This is a genomic window from Pelagibius sp. (assembly GCF_028289705.1).
Taxonomy (GTDB): Bacteria; Pseudomonadota; Alphaproteobacteria; order Kiloniellales; family Kiloniellaceae; genus Pelagibius.
Genome location: NZ_JANQOI010000032.1, coordinates 17,537 through 32,985, shown reverse-complemented (window position 1 = coordinate 32,985; position 15,449 = coordinate 17,537). Strand labels below are relative to the sequence as shown.

Annotated in this window: 14 protein-coding genes and 3 tRNA genes; all 17 read right to left on the bottom strand. The window is 65.0% G+C overall.

The window, feature by feature from the left end:
- Positions 1-1,287: an NADH-quinone oxidoreductase subunit NuoF gene (gene nuoF, locus Q0996_RS03930; RefSeq protein WP_299616201.1), complete on the bottom strand. Its 1,287-nt coding sequence runs from the start codon at positions 1,285-1,287 to the stop codon at positions 1-3.
- Positions 1,287-1,913, bottom strand: coding sequence for an NADH-quinone oxidoreductase subunit NuoE (nuoE, locus tag Q0996_RS03925; protein ID WP_299616199.1), 627 nt, complete (start codon positions 1,911-1,913; stop codon positions 1,287-1,289). Before nuoE ends, nuoF begins: the two co-directional genes overlap by 1 nt.
- A complete protein-coding gene (locus tag Q0996_RS03920; protein ID WP_299616197.1) occupies positions 1,910-3,088 on the bottom strand; it encodes an NADH-quinone oxidoreductase subunit D in 1,179 nt (392 codons plus the stop codon). The genes nuoE and Q0996_RS03920 overlap by 4 nt, the downstream gene beginning before the upstream one ends.
- Positions 3,088-3,711: an NADH-quinone oxidoreductase subunit C gene (locus Q0996_RS03915; RefSeq protein ID WP_299616195.1), complete on the bottom strand. Its 624-nt coding sequence runs from the start codon at positions 3,709-3,711 to the stop codon at positions 3,088-3,090. Before Q0996_RS03915 ends, Q0996_RS03920 begins: the two co-directional genes overlap by 1 nt.
- A 38-nt stretch (positions 3,712-3,749) precedes the next feature.
- Positions 3,750-4,322 carry an NADH-quinone oxidoreductase subunit B family protein gene (locus tag Q0996_RS03910; protein ID WP_299616193.1) on the bottom strand — a complete coding sequence of 191 codons (573 nt, stop codon included), beginning with the start codon at positions 4,320-4,322 and terminating at the stop codon, positions 3,750-3,752.
- Positions 4,313-4,678 (bottom strand): NADH-quinone oxidoreductase subunit A, encoded by a 366-nt coding sequence (locus Q0996_RS03905; RefSeq protein WP_299616191.1) that lies wholly within the window; start codon positions 4,676-4,678, stop codon positions 4,313-4,315. Before Q0996_RS03905 ends, Q0996_RS03910 begins: the two co-directional genes overlap by 10 nt.
- Positions 4,679-4,973: 295 nt before the next feature.
- A tRNA-Asp gene (locus tag Q0996_RS03900) sits at positions 4,974-5,050 on the bottom strand.
- A 310-nt stretch (positions 5,051-5,360) separates the two neighbouring features.
- Positions 5,361-5,436 (bottom strand) — tRNA-Val (locus Q0996_RS03895).
- Between the two features lie 171 nt (positions 5,437-5,607).
- Positions 5,608-5,880 carry an HU family DNA-binding protein gene (locus Q0996_RS03890; RefSeq protein ID WP_299392523.1) on the bottom strand — a complete coding sequence of 91 codons (273 nt, stop codon included), beginning with the start codon at positions 5,878-5,880 and terminating at the stop codon, positions 5,608-5,610.
- A 185-nt stretch (positions 5,881-6,065) separates the two neighbouring features.
- Positions 6,066-8,477 carry an endopeptidase La gene (gene lon / locus Q0996_RS03885; RefSeq protein ID WP_299616188.1) on the bottom strand — a complete coding sequence of 804 codons (2,412 nt, stop codon included), beginning with the start codon at positions 8,475-8,477 and terminating at the stop codon, positions 6,066-6,068.
- Between the two features lie 144 nt (positions 8,478-8,621).
- Complete coding sequence (gene clpX / locus Q0996_RS03880) at positions 8,622-9,887, bottom strand: ATP-dependent Clp protease ATP-binding subunit ClpX (protein WP_299616186.1); 1,266 nt, start codon at positions 9,885-9,887, stop codon at positions 8,622-8,624.
- A 279-nt stretch (positions 9,888-10,166) separates the two neighbouring features.
- Positions 10,167-10,841: an ATP-dependent Clp protease proteolytic subunit gene (locus Q0996_RS03875; RefSeq protein ID WP_299616184.1), complete on the bottom strand. Its 675-nt coding sequence runs from the start codon at positions 10,839-10,841 to the stop codon at positions 10,167-10,169.
- 137 nt (positions 10,842-10,978) lie between these two features.
- A complete protein-coding gene (tig, locus tag Q0996_RS03870) occupies positions 10,979-12,454 on the bottom strand; it encodes a trigger factor (RefSeq protein WP_299616182.1) in 1,476 nt (491 codons plus the stop codon).
- A 91-nt stretch (positions 12,455-12,545) separates the two neighbouring features.
- Positions 12,546-12,630 (bottom strand) — tRNA-Leu (locus Q0996_RS03865).
- 167 nt (positions 12,631-12,797) lie between these two features.
- Entirely contained in the window at positions 12,798-13,193 is a 396-nt protein-coding gene (locus tag Q0996_RS03860) for a hypothetical protein (RefSeq protein ID WP_299616180.1), read from the bottom strand.
- Positions 13,194-13,373: 180 nt separating this feature from the next.
- Positions 13,374-13,688, bottom strand: a complete 315-nt coding sequence (locus tag Q0996_RS03855; protein WP_299616178.1) for a hypothetical protein — start codon at positions 13,686-13,688, stop codon at positions 13,374-13,376.
- A 157-nt stretch (positions 13,689-13,845) separates the two neighbouring features.
- The gene (locus Q0996_RS03850; protein ID WP_299616176.1) at positions 13,846-15,345 is read right to left on the bottom strand and encodes an NAD(P)H-hydrate dehydratase; all 1,500 of its coding nucleotides are present in this window, start codon (positions 15,343-15,345) and stop codon (positions 13,846-13,848) included.
- Positions 15,346-15,449 lie beyond the last annotated feature (104 nt).

Sequence of the window (15,449 nt, the reverse complement as noted above, 5' to 3'; positions counted from 1 at the left end):
CTAGTCCGCCGCCTGCTGGGTTTTCTTGTAGTCGAGAATGCGCCGCTCGACTTCCGGCCGGAAGTGGCGCAGCAGGCCCTGCACCGGCCAGGCCGCCGCGTCGCCGAGGGCACAGATGGTATGCCCCTCTACCTGATAGGTGACGTCGAGCAGCGTATCGATCTCCTCGATTTCCGCCTCGCCGCGGATCATCCGGGTGACCACCCGGTACATCCAGCCGGTGCCCTCGCGGCAGGGCGTGCACTGGCCGCAGCTCTCGTGCATGTAGAAGTGAGAGAGCCGGGCGATGGCCGCCACGATGTCGGTGGACTTGTCCATGACGATGACGGCAGCGGTCCCCAGGCCCGACTGGGCCTCGCGCAGCGAGTCGAAGTCCATCAGGATGTTCGTGCAGGTGGTCGCCGGCAGGCAGGGCACGGAGGAGCCGCCGGGGATCACCGCCAGCAGGTTGTCCCAGCCGCCGATCACGCCGCCGGCGTGCTTTTCGATGAGCTCCTTCATGGGGATGCCCATCTCCTCTTCCACGTTCAGCGGCTTGTGCACATGGCCGGAGATGCTGAAGATCTTGGTGCCGGTGTTGTTGGGGCGGCCGAGGCCGGTCCACCATTCGACGCCGCGGCGCAGGATCTCCGGCACCACGGCGATGGTTTCGACGTTGTTGATGGTGGTGGGGCAGCCGTAGAGGCCGACCGCCGCCGGAAACGGCGGCTTCAGGCGCGGCTGGCCCTTCTTGCCTTCCAGGCTTTCCAGCAGCGCGGTTTCCTCGCCGCAGATGTAGGCTCCCGCCCCACGGTGCAGATAGATGTCGTAGTCGTAGCCCGAGCCGCCGGCGTTCTTGCCGATGAGGCCGGCCTCATAGGCCTCGTCGATGGCCCTTTGGATCTGCGAGCCCTCGAAGAAATACTCACCGCGGATATAGATGTAGCAGGCGCCGGCCCCCATGGCGAAGCCGGCCACCAGACAGCCCTCCAGCAGGCGGTGGGGGTCGTTGCGCAGGATCTCCCGGTCCTTGCAGGAGCCGGGCTCGGACTCGTCGGCGTTGACCACCAGATAGGCCGGGCGGTCGCCGCGCTCCTTGGGCATGAAGGACCACTTCAGGCCGGTGGGAAAGCCGGCCCCGCCGCGGCCGCGCAGGCCGCTTTCCTTGACCATCTCGATGATCTTGTCGCGCCCCAGTTCCAGCAGCGACTTGGTGTTGTCCCAACAGCCGCGGCGCCGGGCCGCCGCCAGGCTCCAGTCGTCCTGGCCGTAGAGGTTGGTGAAGATGCGGTCGCGGTCGTGCAGCATCAGGCCCCCTCCCCCGGCTTGGCGTCCGCGACTTCCAGCAGCGTCTGCGGGCCGCCTTCCGGCGCGGAGCTGAGACGCCCGGTCTGGGAGCCGACGGGCACCTCGCCGCCTTCGCGCAACGCATCGATGATCTCGGCCATGCGCTCAGGCGTCAGGTCCTCATAGTAGTCGTCGTTGATCTGGACCATCGGCGCGTTGGCGCAGGCGCCCAGGCACTCCACCTCGATGACGCTGAACAGGCCGTCCTCGCTGACCTGCCGCAGCCCCACGCCGAGCTTCTTCTTGCAAGCCTCGGTGATACCGTCGGAGCCGCGCAGCCAGCAGGGCGTGGTGCGGCAGACCTGGATGAAGTACTTGCCCACCGGCTGGTCGTTGAACATGGAATAGAAGCTCGCCACCTCGTGGGCGCGGATCGGCGCGATCTCCAGATAGTTGGCGACGTATTCGATGGCCGGGACCGAGAGCCAGCCGCCGTTCTGGCGTTGCGCCAGATCCAGCAGGGCGATGAGGGCGCTGGACTTGCGATCCTTCGGATAGCGGGCGATCACCGTCTCGGCGCGGCGCAGGTTCTCCTGGGTGAAGGCAAAGTCCTCGCTTTGCCCCTGGGGATAGCTGGTGGCCTTCATCGATCGACCTCGCCGAAGACAATGTCCATGGAGCCGAGGATGGCCACGGAATCGGCCAGCATGTGGCCTTTGCACATGTAGTCCATGGCGGCCAGATGGGCGAAGCCCGGCGCCCGGATCTTGCAACGGTAGGGGCGGTTGGTGCCGTCGGAGACCAGATAGACGGCGAACTCGCCCTTCGGCGCCTCGACCGCCGCGTAGGTGTCGCCCGGCGGCACGTGATAGCCCTCGGTATAGAGCTTGAAGTGATGGATCAGCGCTTCCATGGAGCGCTTCATCTCCCCGCGCTTCGGCGGCGTGATCTTCTGGTCCTCCACCTGGACCGGACCTTCCGGCATCTTTTCAACGCACTGGCGGATGATCCTCAGGCTCTGGCGCATCTCCTCGATGCGCACGAGATAGCGGGCGAAGCAGTCGCCGCCTTTGCCCACCGGAATGTCGAAATCGAGCTCGGCATAGCAGTCGTAGGGCTGCGACTTGCGCAGGTCCCAGGGAATGCCGGAGCCGCGCACCATGGGTCCTGAGAAGCCCCAGTCCTCAGCCTCTTCGCGGCTCACCACGCCTATGTCCACCGTGCGCTGACGGAAAATGCGGTTCTCGGTGAGCAGGCCTTCGAAGTCGTCGATGATCTGGGGAAAGGTGTCGCAGAAGGTGGCGATGTCGTCGAGCAGGCCCGCCGGCAGGTCCTGGTGCACCCCGCCCGGCCGGAAATAGGCGGCGTGCAGGCGCGCGCCGCAGGCCCGCTCGTAGAACTCCATCAGCTTCTCGCGTTCCTCGAAGCCCCAGAGGATCGGCGTCATCGCCCCGACGTCGATGGCGAAGGTGGTGATGTTCAGAAGGTGGTTCAGGATGCGGCCGATCTCGCAATAGAGCACGCGGATGTACTGGCCGCGGGCCGGCACCTCCACCCCCAGCAGCCGCTCGACGGCCAGGGCGAAGGCATGCTCCTGGTTCATCGGCGCGACATAGTCCAGGCGGTCGAAATAGGGCACCGCCTGCAGGTAGGTCTTGTACTCGATGAGCTTCTCGGTGCCCCGGTGCAGCAGGCCGATGTGCGGGTCCGCCCGCTCGATGATCTCGCCGTCCATTTCCAGGACCAGGCGCAGGACCGCGTGGGCCGCCGGATGCTGAGGCCCGAAGTTGAGGGTCAGCGGCTTGATCTGAACCTCGGCCATCAGGCCCCTCCTTCCTCGCTCTTCTGCGCTTCGGCCTTCTCGTCGCCCGGCAGGCGCAGCATGCCCTCCCAGGGGCTGAGGAAATCGAAGCGGCGGAACTCCTGCGGCAGGTTCACCGGCTCGTAGACCACCCGCTTCTGCTCCTGGTCGTAGCGCACTTCCTTGAAGCCGGTGAGCGGGAAGTCCTTGCGCAGCGGATGCCCCTCGAAGCCGTAGTCTGTGAGGATGCGCCGCAGGTCGGGGTGGCCGGAGAAGAAGATGCCGAACATGTCCCAGGCCTCCCGCTCCATCCAGATCGCCGAGGAGAAAACGCCTGAGGCGGAGTCGACCGGGTTGCGCTCGTCGGTGGTCAGCTTGACCCGGATCCGCTGGTTCAGCTTCAGGGACAGCAGATTGTAGACCAGCTCAAGGCGGTCGGGCTGCTCGGGCCGGTCGACAGCGGTGACATCGACCAGTTGCTTGAACTGACAGTTCTGGTCGTCGCGCAGGAAGGTCAGCACCTTCAGCAGCGACGGCCGCTTGATGTGAAGGTTCAACTGCCCGTGGCCGATGTCCTGAGACAGCAGGTCATCAGCCAGTGCCGCAGCAAGATAATCGCCCAGGTCCTGCAGCGCTTCGATCATCGGACTCCCGCGTTTCCTCGTCGCAATGGCGCAATCGGTCAGCGGGCAATCGCCGCGCTGCGCTTGATCTTTTTCTGGAGCTGAATGATGCCGTAGAGCAGTGCCTCGGCAGTCGGCGGGCAGCCGGGAACGTAGATGTCCACCGGCACGATTCGGTCGCATCCCCGCACAACGGAGTAGGAATAGTGATAGTAGCCGCCGCCGTTGGCGCAGGATCCCATGGAGATCACCCAGCGCGGCTCCGGCATCTGGTCGTAGACCTTGCGCAGGGCCGGCGCCATCTTGTTGGTCAGGGTGCCCGCCACGATCATCACATCCGACTGGCGCGGACTGGGCCGGAAGAACATGCCGAAGCGGTCGAGGTCATAGCGGCTGCAAGCGGTGTGCATCATTTCCACGGCACAGCACGCCAGCCCGAAGGTCATGGGCCACAGCGAACCGGACTGGGCCCAGGCCGCCAGCTTGTCCATCTGGGCGACCACGAAACCCTTGTCGGAGATCTCCGTGGCGACGCGGCTGAGCACGGCGTCCTGCGCGCGGCCGGGCGCCAAAGGCGCAGCCGGGTCGGACGCAGAGGGTGCGGAAGACGGTGTCAAGGACTCTACTCCCATTCCAGGGCCCCCTTCTTCCATTCGTAGATGAACCCGATGGTCAGGATCCCCAGGAAGATCACCATCGACCAGAAGCCGAAGAGCCCGATGTCGCCGAGGGCGACAGCCCAGGGGAATAGAAAGGCGACCTCGAGGTCGAAGATGATGAACAGGATGGCCACGAGATAGAAGCGCACGTCGAAACGGCTGCGGGCGTCGTCGAAGGCTTCGAAGCCGCACTCGTAAGCCGAGATCTTTTCTGAATCGGGTCGCTGGCGCGCAACGATGTAGGAGGCTGCGACGATCAACACCGAAAGACCGATCGCGATACCCAGAAACACCAGGATCGGCAGGTACTCAGCCAACAAGGCATTCATCTGTCACTCTCCTGCCCGCCATTTTCGGCGTGTCGTTCCCGCTGGCCCCACCGGAGCACGCATTCCCCTTGATCCAGCGTTTACTGCCGCAAGGGATGCTGCAATGCAAGGTCATTCGTGCGGCGCCCCCCCAGCGCCTTCATTTACTTGAAATATAGGGCGGAAAGGATTCCCGGGAAAGCGCCAATCCCCCGGCGGCCTTCGAGGCGCGTCGTTCTGCCGCGCGGGCGCGCGGGGCCGCTCGCGGCACAGGAAATTAGCCGCGAGATCTTTGCCTATGGGTTTGGTCATGAGATGGCGGGAGTGACGGGACTTGAACCCGCGGCCTCCGGCGTGACAGGCCGGCGCTCTAACCAACTGAGCTACACCCCCTTGTCAGGGACGCGGTGATGTACTCCACCGCCCCCATGGTGTCAAGCGGCGCGAGGGGCCCTGCAAGGCCGTTCACCGGGAATTCCCTACGGGCCCTTGGGAGGCGCGGATTCCAGGCGAGCTCGCTCCTGGCGCCAGCCTGTCATGGGCGTCTTAAGGCTTCCTGAAGGACCGGACCTGGGCGCCTGGCAACTTCAGAGCATCCGTGGAGATCGGTCCGCCTACGCCGAGGCTTCGGCGGACACTCCCAGCTCTACCGACTTCGCGCGGCTTACTGGCGTAAGCCACCCGAAACTCGGAGAGCGAAGGGTGGTGGGCGGTGACGGGATCGAACCGCCGACACTCGCGGTGTAAACGCGATGCTCTGCCAGCTGAGCTAACCGCCCCAGAGGACCCCAAGGGTGCCGCCTCGGCCTGGCCGAAGCTCTGCTCGGGGAAGACAGAAGAACGGGCGATGGCCCCTGCCTCGCGGGTCCTGAAAGCGGGCCCAAAATAGCACCGGCCGCCTCCGAAGCAAACGGGGCGGCCGGCGATATCCGCGCGAAGCGCGTCAATAACTAGTTGACGGCGTCCTTCAGGCCCTTGCCGGCCTTGAACTTCGGTTGCATGGACGCAGCGATCTGAATCGGCTCGCCCGTGCGGGGATTACGGCCTTGAGAAGCAGCGCGCTTGGTGACGGTGAAGGTGCCGAAGCCAACGAGGCGCACCTCGTTTCCGGACTTCAGCGACTCGGTGATCGCGTCGAACACGCCATCGACCGACTTCGTCGCATCAGCCTTCGACAGGCCCGTCTTGTCCGCAACGACTGCTACCAGATCATTTTTGTTCACGTTGAACCCCCCTCCTAACAGTAGGGATAAGGATGTGCAGAGAGATAAAGAAAACCGCTCCGAGGAGGTGCGAATTGTAAATCGCGCCGTGATCGGCAGTCAACGTGAGAAGGGCGGAAATGCAAGGGTTTTGGCCGGTTTTGGCCTCACATTTGCCCCGCGAATCGAGGAATTTGGAGTCGCAGTTAGTGCGTGACCACACCTGAGCGCTTGTCGTTGCCTTCCGGCGCCCGAGTCGCGGCGAGTTCCTGGTCCGATTCGTTCCACTCGATCGCCGTGAGTTCGTCGACCAAGGCCCGCGCCAGAACCTCGTCCACCGTGGCGGTGGGTACGATCTCCATCCCGCGCTTCACATTGTCGGGAATGTCGGCCAGATCCTTCTCGTTCTCCTTGGGAATGAGAACCGTCTTGATGTTGGCCCGCAGCGCCGCCAGCAGCTTCTCCTTCAGCCCGCCGATGGGCAGCACCCGCCCACGCAGCGTCACCTCGCCGGTCATGGCAACGTCGCGGCGCACCGCGTTGCCGGTCAGCACCGACACGATGGCGGTGACCATGGCGACACCCGCCGAGGGCCCGTCCTTGGGGGTCGCGCCCTCGGGCACGTGGACGTGGATGTCCTTGCGCTCGAAGAGCGTCGGCTTGATGCCATAGTCGACAGCACGGCTTTTCACATAGGATTCGGCCGCTTGGATCGATTCCTTCATGACATCGCCCAGCTTGCCGGTGGCCGTGACCTTGCCCTTGCCCGGCAGGGTCACCGCCTCGATGGACAGCAGCTCACCGCCGACCTCGGTCCAGGCCAAACCGGTGGACACGCCGACCAGATCCTCCTGCTCCGCCTCGCCATGGCGATAGCGCGGAACGCCCGCGTACTTGGCCAGATTGCGCCGGTTGAGGGCGATCTTCTTGGCCTTGCCCATGGCGATTTCCTTGACCGCCTTGCGCACCAGCCCGGCGATCTCGCGCTCGAGATTGCGCACGCCGGCCTCGCGGGTGTACTGGCGGATCAGGTCGCGCAGGGCCTGTTCGGAGATCGTCCACTCCTCAGGCTTTACGCCGTGGTCCTTCATCTGCTTCGGGATCAGATAGCGCAGGGCGATCTGGGTCTTCTCATCCTCGGTGTAGCCGGGGATGCGGATCACCTCCATGCGGTCCAGCAGCGGCCCCGGCATGCGCAGGGTGTTGGCGGTGGTCACGAACATCACGTCCGAAAGGTCGTAGTCGACCTCCAGGTAGTGGTCGTTGAAGGTGCTGTTCTGTTCCGGGTCGAGCACTTCCAGCAGCGCCGAAGAGGGATCGCCGCGCCAGTCCGCGCCCAGCTTGTCCACCTCGTCCAAGAGGAACAGCGGATTGGAGGACTTGGCCTTCTTCATGCTCTGCACGACCTTGCCCGGCATCGAGCCGATATAGGTCCGGCGGTGGCCGCGGATCTCCGCTTCGTCGCGCACGCCGCCCAGGCTCATGCGCACGAAGTTGCGCCCGGTCGCCTTGGCGATGGACTTGCCGAGCGAGGTCTTGCCGACGCCCGGCGGTCCGACGAGGCAGAGGATCGGCCCCTTCACCTTCTTCATGCGCTGCTGCACGGCGAGGTATTCGAGGATGCGCTCCTTGACTTTGTCGAGGCCGTAGTGGTCGGCATCGAGGATGCCCTGCGCGTGCTTGATGTCGCGCTTGATCTTGGTCCGCTTCTTCCAGGGAATGGACAGGATCCAGTCGAGGTAGTTGCGCACCACCGTGGCTTCCGCCGACATCGGGCTCATGGCGCGCAGCTTCTTCAGCTCGGCCATGGCCTTTTCGTTGGCTTCCTTGGACAGCTTGGTGGCCTTGATGCGCTCTTCCAGTTCGGCCAGCTCATCACGGCCGTCCTCGCCCTCGCCCAGCTCCTTCTGAATGGCCTTCAACTGCTCATTCAGATAGTACTCGCGCTGGGTCTTCTCCATCTGCCGCTTGACCCGGTTGCGGATCCGCTTTTCGACCTGAAGCACGCCGATCTCGCCTTCCATGAAGGCATAGACCTTCTCCAGGCGGTCGCTGACGGTCTCGCTCTCCAGCAGCTCCTGCTTCTCCGGAATCTTCAGGGCCAGATGCGAGGCGACGGTGTCCGCCAGCTTGCTGAAGTCGTCGATCTGGTTGATGGATACCAGCACTTCCGGCGGGATCTTCTTGTTGAGCTTGATGTACTGCTCGAACTGCGAGACTACGGTGCGCGCCAGGGCGTCGAGTTCCCGGTCGTCGCCGTCATCGTCCTGGACGATCTCGGCGTGGGCCTGGAAGAACTCCTCGGTGTCGGCGTACTTGGTGATCCGCGCCCGCTGGCCGCCCTCGACCAGCACCTTGACGGTGCCGTCCGGCAGCTTCAGGAGCTGCAGCACCGTGCCGATGGTGCCAACCGAATAGATGTCAGGCGGGGTCGGGTCGTCCTGGGCCGCATTCTTCTGGGTGACCAGCAGAATTTGCTTGTCGTCTTTCATGACGTCTTCGAGGGCGCGCACGGACTTATCGCGGCCGACGAACAGCGGCACGATCATGTGCGGGAAGACGACGATGTCGCGCAAAGGCAGGACAGGGAACAGGTTGCCGCGAGCGATTTCCAACATGATACCTCTTATGAGACCTAAGAGCGGACAGGCCGCATACCAACGAACAACGGTCGGGGGCCGAGTCTAGAGCGTCATCCGTTAAAAATTGTAGATTCTTGCCGGGACTTCAAGGTCCCGCATTAATGGCAGCAAAACAAGCACCTAAGCGCTTGTTCCGAGATCCTCACGACGGTCTGTGTAGATGTAGAGAGGCTTGGCCCGCCCGTCGACGACCTCCCGGTTGATGACGATTTCCTCCACCCCTTCCAGGCCGGGGAGATCGTACATGGGATCGAGCAGGATGCTTTCCATGATGGAACGCAGCCCGCGCGCGCCGGTCTTGCGCGCAATTGCCTTGGCGGAAATCGCGCGGAGCGCGTCTTCGGTAAAGTCGACCCGCACGTCCTCCATCTCGAACAGCCGCTCGTACTGCTTGACCAGGGCGTTCTTCGGCTGGGTGAGGATTTCGATGAGCGCATCCTCGTCGAGATCCTCCAGGGTCGCCACCACCGGCAGGCGGCCGACGAACTCCGGGATCAGACCGAACTTGAGCAGATCTTCCGGCTCCACATCCTTCAGCACCTCGCCGGTGGAGCGGTCGTCGGGCCCGCGCACATCGGCGCCGAAGCCGATGGAGGTTCCCTTGCCGCGGCCAGCGATCAGTTTGTCGAGGCCGGCGAAGGCGCCGCCACAGATGAACAGGATGTTGGTGGTGTCGACCTGCAGGAATTCCTGCTGCGGGTGCTTGCGGCCGCCCTGGGGCGGGACCGAGGCCACCGTGCCCTCCATGATCTTCAAGAGCGCCTGCTGGACGCCCTCGCCCGACACATCGCGGGTGATGGAGGGGTTGTCGGACTTGCGGCTGATCTTGTCCACCTCGTCGATGTAGACGATGCCGCGCTGGGCGCGCTCGACGTTGTAGTCGGCAGACTGCAGCAGCTTTAGAATGATGTTCTCGACATCCTCGCCCACGTAGCCGGCCTCGGTCAGGGTCGTGGCGTCGGCCATGGTAAAGGGCACGTCGAGAATCCGCGCCAGGGTCTGGGCCAGCAGCGTCTTGCCGCAGCCCGTCGGACCGATGAGCAGGATGTTGGACTTGGCCAGCTCGACATCGGCCGACTTGGCCCCATGGGCCAGGCGCTTGTAGTGATTATGGACAGCCACCGAGAGCACGCGCTTGGCATGCGCCTGGCCGATCACATAGTCATCCAGCACCGTGCAGATGTCCTGGGGTGTGGGAACGCCGTCGCGCGACTTGACGAGGGTCGTCTTGTGCTCTTCGCGGATGATGTCCATGCAGAGCACGACGCACTCGTCGCAGATGAACACCGTCGGACCGGCGATGAGCTTGCGCACCTCATGCTGGCTTTTGCCGCAGAAGGAGCAATAGAGGGTATTCTTGGAATCGCTGCCGCTTGACTTGCTCATACCGCTTTTTCTAGGCGCTTGTTCCTCACCTTGCCATGTTAGTCATACGCCCCGTGCCCGCACAACGACAAAAACCAAGGTATTCCAGGTTGCTCCGAAGGGGGTACGGGGGTGCTTCTCCAACAGGGCAATTTGAGCCTAATTGCCAGGGTTCAATAATCTCTTAATGGAAGGGTTAACGATCGCCACCGGCGCCCACAACCCATACGGGCGGAGCGCCGGCCGGCCATGCCACCCTGGAGCGCCGGGACCCGTCCCATCAGGCCGCGCCCGGCCCCGCTAGCCGTCCTTCCCGTCCTCACCCGCCGCCTCGTCGTCGCCGCGCGGCCGCTCGGTGACCACCTCGTCGATCAGACCGAAGTCCTTGGCCTCCTCGGGCGACATGAAATTGTCGCGCTCCATGGAGGATTCGATGGTGGCCAGATCCTTGCCGCAGTGCTGGGCGTAAATCTCGTTCAGCCGGGTCCGCGTGCGGAGGATGTCCTCGGCATGGATCTGGATGTCGGTGACCTGCCCCTGGTAGCCGCCGGAGGGCTGGTGGATCATGATCTTGGAGTTCGGCAGCGCGAAGCGCTTGCCCTGCGCACCGGCCATCAACAGCAGGGAGCCGGCGGAGGCGGCCTGGCCGATGCAGACGGTCTGCACCGCCGGCCGGATGTATTGCATGGTGTCGTACATGGCCAGGCCCGAGGTCACCACGCCGCCGGGCGAGTTGATGTAGAAGAAGATGTCCTGGGTCGGGTTCTCCGACTCCAGATACAGGAGCTGGGCGCAGACCAGGCTGGCCACCGCGTCGTGCACCGGCCCGGTCAGGAAGATGATGCGCTCCTTGAGCAGCCGGGAATAGATATCGTAGGCGCGCTCGCCGCGGCTGGTCTGTTCGACCACCATCGGCACCAGGGTGTTCATTACCAGATCGTGATGGTTGGGGACCGAGTCAGACAGGTAGCTCATGGACCTTCCTCTATTGAGCTGGCCTCCGGTGCGCCGGGCACGCCCGCCGTGGCGCCGTCGACCAAGACAACGTCACATCTAAGTGTTTCGCGCCGCTATGAAAAGCACTTCGCACGCAGGCCGCCGGCCGGCGGCCCTCAGGACCCGTCCTTGTCCGCCGCGCCCGCCTCGGCCGCAGCCTCGCCGGCCTCGGTCTCTTCCGCCTGTGCCGCGTCCGCGCCAGCCGCCTTTTTGGCCGCTTTCTTGGCAGATTTCTTGGCTGGCTTCTTCGGTGTCTCGGCCTCGGCGGCCTCCTTCTCCTCTTCCTCGCGGAGCTGATCCGGCGAGAGCTCGCGCTCGGTTACCTGAGCCAGGTCGACGATGAAGTCGACCACCTTGTCCTCGAACAGGGGGGCGCGGAGCTGGGCCATGGCCTCCGGATTCGCCCGGTAGAACTCCAGCACCTGCTGTTCCTGGCCGGGGTGGCGCTGGGCCTCGCGGAACAGCGCCTGATTGACCTCGTCCTGGGTCACGTCGATCTGGTTGAGACGGCCGACCTCCGAGAGCAGCAGCCCGAGGCGCACCCGCCGCTCGGCGATCTCCCGGTACTCGGCTTTCACGTCGTCGTCTTCCTTGCCTTCGTCGTCCGGGTCGACATTGCCCCTCTGGCGGTCCGCCTCGACCTGTTGCCAGATCGCCTCGAACTCCAGCTCGACCATGCTCTCCGGCACGCCGAAGTCGTGGGCGTCGGCCAGCTTGTCCAGGATCTTGCGCTTCATGCGCATGCGCGACAGGCCGTCATAGTCGGCGCCGAGCCGCTCCTTCACCTTGTCGCGCAGGTCTTCCAGGCTCTCCGCCCCCATCGACTTGGCCATCTCGTCATCGACCGCCACGGGCACCGCTTCGCGGATCTCCTTGACGGTGCATTGGAAGACCGCGGGCTGGCCGGCCAGCTTCTCGTTGCCATAGGCCTCGGGGAAGGTCACCTTGACTTCCCGGGTCTCCCCCACCTCGACGCCGATGAGCTGGTCCTCGAAGCCGGCAATGAAGCTGTTGGATCCCAGCTCCAGGTGATGATCGTCGGCGGCCATCCCGGGCAGCGCCTCACCGTGGACGGTGCCCTTGAAATCGATGACCAGAATGTCGCCGGACTCCGATTTGCGCGGGGTCTCCAGCGGCTTGGACTCCTTGCGGGCCTCCGCCAGGCGGTCGATGGCCGCGCCGACCTCCTCGTCCGGAACCATCACCTTGACCCGCTCCAGCTCGATCTTGGAGAAGTCCATTGGCTCGATTTCCGGCAGCAGCTCGATGGCCATGCTGTATTCGAGGTCCTGGCCGTCGTCGAAGGAGACGATCTCGATCTTCGGCTGGACTGCCGGACGCAGCCCGCGCTCGTTCAGCGCCTGGGCCGAGGAGTCGGTGACCGCCCGTTCCAGCACCTCGCCCATCACCGAGGGGCCGAAGCGCTGCTTCAGCAGCTTGATGGGCGCCTTGCCCGGCCGGAAGCCGGGGACCTTGACCTTGACGCTCAGCTCCCGCAGGCGGGCTTCGACCTTCTCGCCAATCTCCTTGGCGCCGATGACAACCTTGAAGTCGCGCTTCAAGCCTTCGCTGCTTACTTCCGTGACCTGCATGTTCGGCTAGGCCTTTCCGAGCCTTGTCTCATGTGATGATCCGAGGGGTGCCTGTTGAGCCGGGCAGGACCGTGATCCCACCACGTTCGGTTGGTGCGGGCGGAGGGACTCGAACCCCCATGGATCACTCCACTGGTACCTAAAACCAGCGCGTCTACCAGTTCCGCCACGCCCGCGTTATCCGCGGATGGCCGATGTATATCATCGGGACCGGTCGCGCAATAGCAAGCGGCCACGCAAGGGCGCGGAAAATCGGCGAATTTGCGCTGCTGCGGCAGTGCCCAGGTGGCGGCCGGGGGTCAGAGCGGTGGAATTGAGGCGACGGACGCCGCGACGCCGGCGGTCAGGAGCCGACGGGCTCGCAGAAGTGCTCCACGAAGGTCTTCATTCCGAGCACCCGCGGGCCGTCCTCGAACGGCCGGTGGCCCGGCTGATCGATCCGCAGGTCGTAACGGACGTGGGGCATGCCCAGGATCTCGCAGAGGCCGATGACTGTCGCGGTCTCGTTGCGGCCCTTGCCGTCGCTGTGGCGAAAGATGCGGCCGGCCTTGACGCCCGCCGCGTTGGTGCCGCGCTTGGAGAAAAGGCTGCGCCGGTCGCCGCCGCCGAAGGCGCCCGAGAGCTGCCGCCAAAGGCTGCTCGGCCGGGCCGAGGTCTCGGCCGACTGGTTGACGGACGTCTGGTCGACGGACGTCTGGTCGACGGACGTCTGGGCCTTTTCCTGTCGCGTGGTTTCCATGTCGGTCAGATTAGGGATAAATCTTTGACGCAGGATTAATTTCACCTAACCACTGCGGGGCGCGCTGAGCCTTGTCCGTGGGGACTTGTCCATGGGGCCTGGGGCGCCATCGTCGCCGGCCGGGCCATCGGCACGACCGACCGCGGGAAAGCGATCCTGCCGGAACGTGGCGCCGGCGGTTCAGGCGTCGTGCTTGGCGGGGGACTTCCTGGAAGCGGCGGGCTTGCCGTCGCCCTTCCGGTCGGCGGCAATGGATTCGCGAAAGCGCTCGGCGAAACTCTCGAGACCCAGGGTACGCCGCTCTTCGTATTTGGCGAGCCGAGCCCGTTCGACCGAGACGTCATAGGTCACGTGGGGAATGCCCAAGGCGTCGCGGCCGACGTCGATCACCTTCGCCGTTTCGATGATGTTACCGTCATGAGCCCGCTGGTAGACGCTGCCGACCTTTATCTGGTCGGCTGGCGCAGATTGCCGAAACCAGTTCGTTGCAAGCATGATTTCAATACCTTCTCAATCAAGGCCACCCCCCGAGAAAGGCCAATCCTTGACCAACTTAGGCGTGATTTTGCGCCTGCAGGCGTGAAGTTTTCGTTAACGATTACAAGCGAACTGCCTAAAATTATTGCATAATTTCAGAACGATAGGGCGCGGATTACGCGACCTCGTAGAGCTCGCCCAGCACATCGGGAAGGGCATCGGGCAGGTCTTCCGAGATCATGCCGGGGCCGAAGCGGAAGGCCGCCGCCGTGTGCAGCCAAACCGCCGCGCTCGCCGCCTCGAAGGCCGGCATGCCCTGCGCCAACAGACCCGTGACCATGCCCGCCAGCACATCGCCGGTGCCCGCGGTGGCCAGCCAGGGCGGGGCCGCCGGGTTGATGGAAGCGCGGCCGTCCGGCGCCGCCACCACGCTGTCCGGCCCCTTCAACACCAGCGTCGCGCCGCAGCGCTGCGCGGCGGCACGGGCACGCTCCAGGCGACTACCCTCCAGATCCGGAAAGAGGCGCCTGAACTCCCCGTCATGGGGCGTCAGTACCGTCTCGCCCTCAGCCACGGCGATGGCCGTAAAGAGTTCCGCGGACCCGTTCTCGAAGATAGTCAGCCCATCGGCATCCAGCACCACGGTTCGTCTGCTCCCTAGGGCCAACAGCGCCCGCGCGCGGGTCTCCGCCGTAGCGCCGTTGCCGGGCCCGAGCAGCAGGGCGTTGCGGCGCGGGTCCTCCAGGGCAGCGGCGAAGTCCTCCGGCGCGGCCAGCGGCAGGGTGATCACGCTGGGGTTTGCCAGGGCATAGACGGGCAGGCTGTCGGCTGTGCAGGTGACGGTGACCAGCCCCGCCCCGACGCGCAGCGCGGCCCGCGAAGCCAGTTGGGCCGCCCCGGTCATCGTCGCGCCCCCGCAGATCAGGGCGTGGCCGGCGTGATACTTGTGCGCGTCCGCCCGGCGCCAGGGAAAGCCGTCCAGCCAGAGCGGCGGGCCGTTCTCGTAACAGGTAGTTTCGATCCGCTCCAGGACGCTCTCGGGAATGCCGATATCCACCTGAGAGACGGTGCCGCAGAAGGCGCGTGACGGCACAAGCAGGTGCGCCGGCTTCTTGCGAAAGAAGGTGACCGTCGCCACCGCGCGAAAGGCCACCCCGCCCAGCGGCTCGCCACGGTCGCCGGCGATCCCGCTGGGCACGTCCACGGCCAGCACCGGGATTCCCGCCTCGGCAACCGCCTCCACCAGCGCGGCCGGCTCGCCGTCCAGGGCGCGGTTGAGGCCGGCCCCGAAGAGCGCATCCACCACCAGGCCGACCCCGGCGAGCCCCCCCGGGTCGAGGGCTTCGACCGCCCCCTCCCAGGTTTTGGAAGCGGCGGCGGCATCGCCCGACAGCCCCTCCAGACTTCCGAGCAGGGCCAGGCGGACCTGGCGGCCGGCGGCCTCCAGGTGGCGTGCCGCAACGAAACCGTCGCCGCCGTTGTTCCCCGGCCCGCATAATATAAGGACGGTGGCATCGGCCGGAGCGATCTCCAGGGCGCGCTCGGCGACGGCCCGGCCCGCCGCTTCCATCAGTTCGATCCCCGGTATACCGGCGTCCATGGCAAGACGGTCGGCCTCATACATCTGTGCGACCGTCAGAACTTCGCTGCCTCGTCCCGCGCGCCCGTCCGGCATCGCCTTCGTTCCCCTCTCTCAATCACGCCCATAGCCGGAAGCACGTACAATGAGCACTGCCAGACCCCGTACAGGCCGCGGTCCGCACCAGGGGCGTACAGCCG

Excerpts from the sequence above, each read along its gene's own strand:
- nuoF (WP_299616201.1), bottom strand. The coding sequence starts at position 1,287 with ATGCTGCACGACCGCGACCGCATCTTCACCAACCTCTACGGCCAGGAC.
- nuoE (WP_299616199.1), bottom strand. The coding sequence starts at position 1,913 with ATGAAGGCCACCAGCTATCCCCAGGGGCAAAGCGAGGACTTTGCCTTC.
- Q0996_RS03920 (WP_299616197.1), bottom strand. The coding sequence starts at position 3,088 with ATGGCCGAGGTTCAGATCAAGCCGCTGACCCTCAACTTCGGGCCTCAG.
- Q0996_RS03915 (WP_299616195.1), bottom strand. The coding sequence starts at position 3,711 with ATGATCGAAGCGCTGCAGGACCTGGGCGATTATCTTGCTGCGGCACTG.
- Q0996_RS03910 (WP_299616193.1), bottom strand. The coding sequence starts at position 4,322 with ATGGGAGTAGAGTCCTTGACACCGTCTTCCGCACCCTCTGCGTCCGAC.
- Q0996_RS03905 (WP_299616191.1), bottom strand. The coding sequence starts at position 4,678 with ATGAATGCCTTGTTGGCTGAGTACCTGCCGATCCTGGTGTTTCTGGGT.
- lon (WP_299616188.1), bottom strand. The coding sequence starts at position 8,477 with ATGTTGGAAATCGCTCGCGGCAACCTGTTCCCTGTCCTGCCTTTGCGC.
- clpX (WP_299616186.1), bottom strand. The coding sequence starts at position 9,887 with ATGAGCAAGTCAAGCGGCAGCGATTCCAAGAATACCCTCTATTGCTCC.
- Q0996_RS03875 (WP_299616184.1), bottom strand. The coding sequence starts at position 10,841 with ATGAGCTACCTGTCTGACTCGGTCCCCAACCATCACGATCTGGTAATG.
- tig (WP_299616182.1), bottom strand. The coding sequence starts at position 12,454 with ATGCAGGTCACGGAAGTAAGCAGCGAAGGCTTGAAGCGCGACTTCAAG.
- Q0996_RS03860 (WP_299616180.1), bottom strand. The coding sequence starts at position 13,193 with ATGGAAACCACGCGACAGGAAAAGGCCCAGACGTCCGTCGACCAGACG.
- Q0996_RS03855 (WP_299616178.1), bottom strand. The coding sequence starts at position 13,688 with ATGCTTGCAACGAACTGGTTTCGGCAATCTGCGCCAGCCGACCAGATA.
- Q0996_RS03850 (WP_299616176.1), bottom strand. The coding sequence starts at position 15,345 with ATGCCGGACGGGCGCGCGGGACGAGGCAGCGAAGTTCTGACGGTCGCA.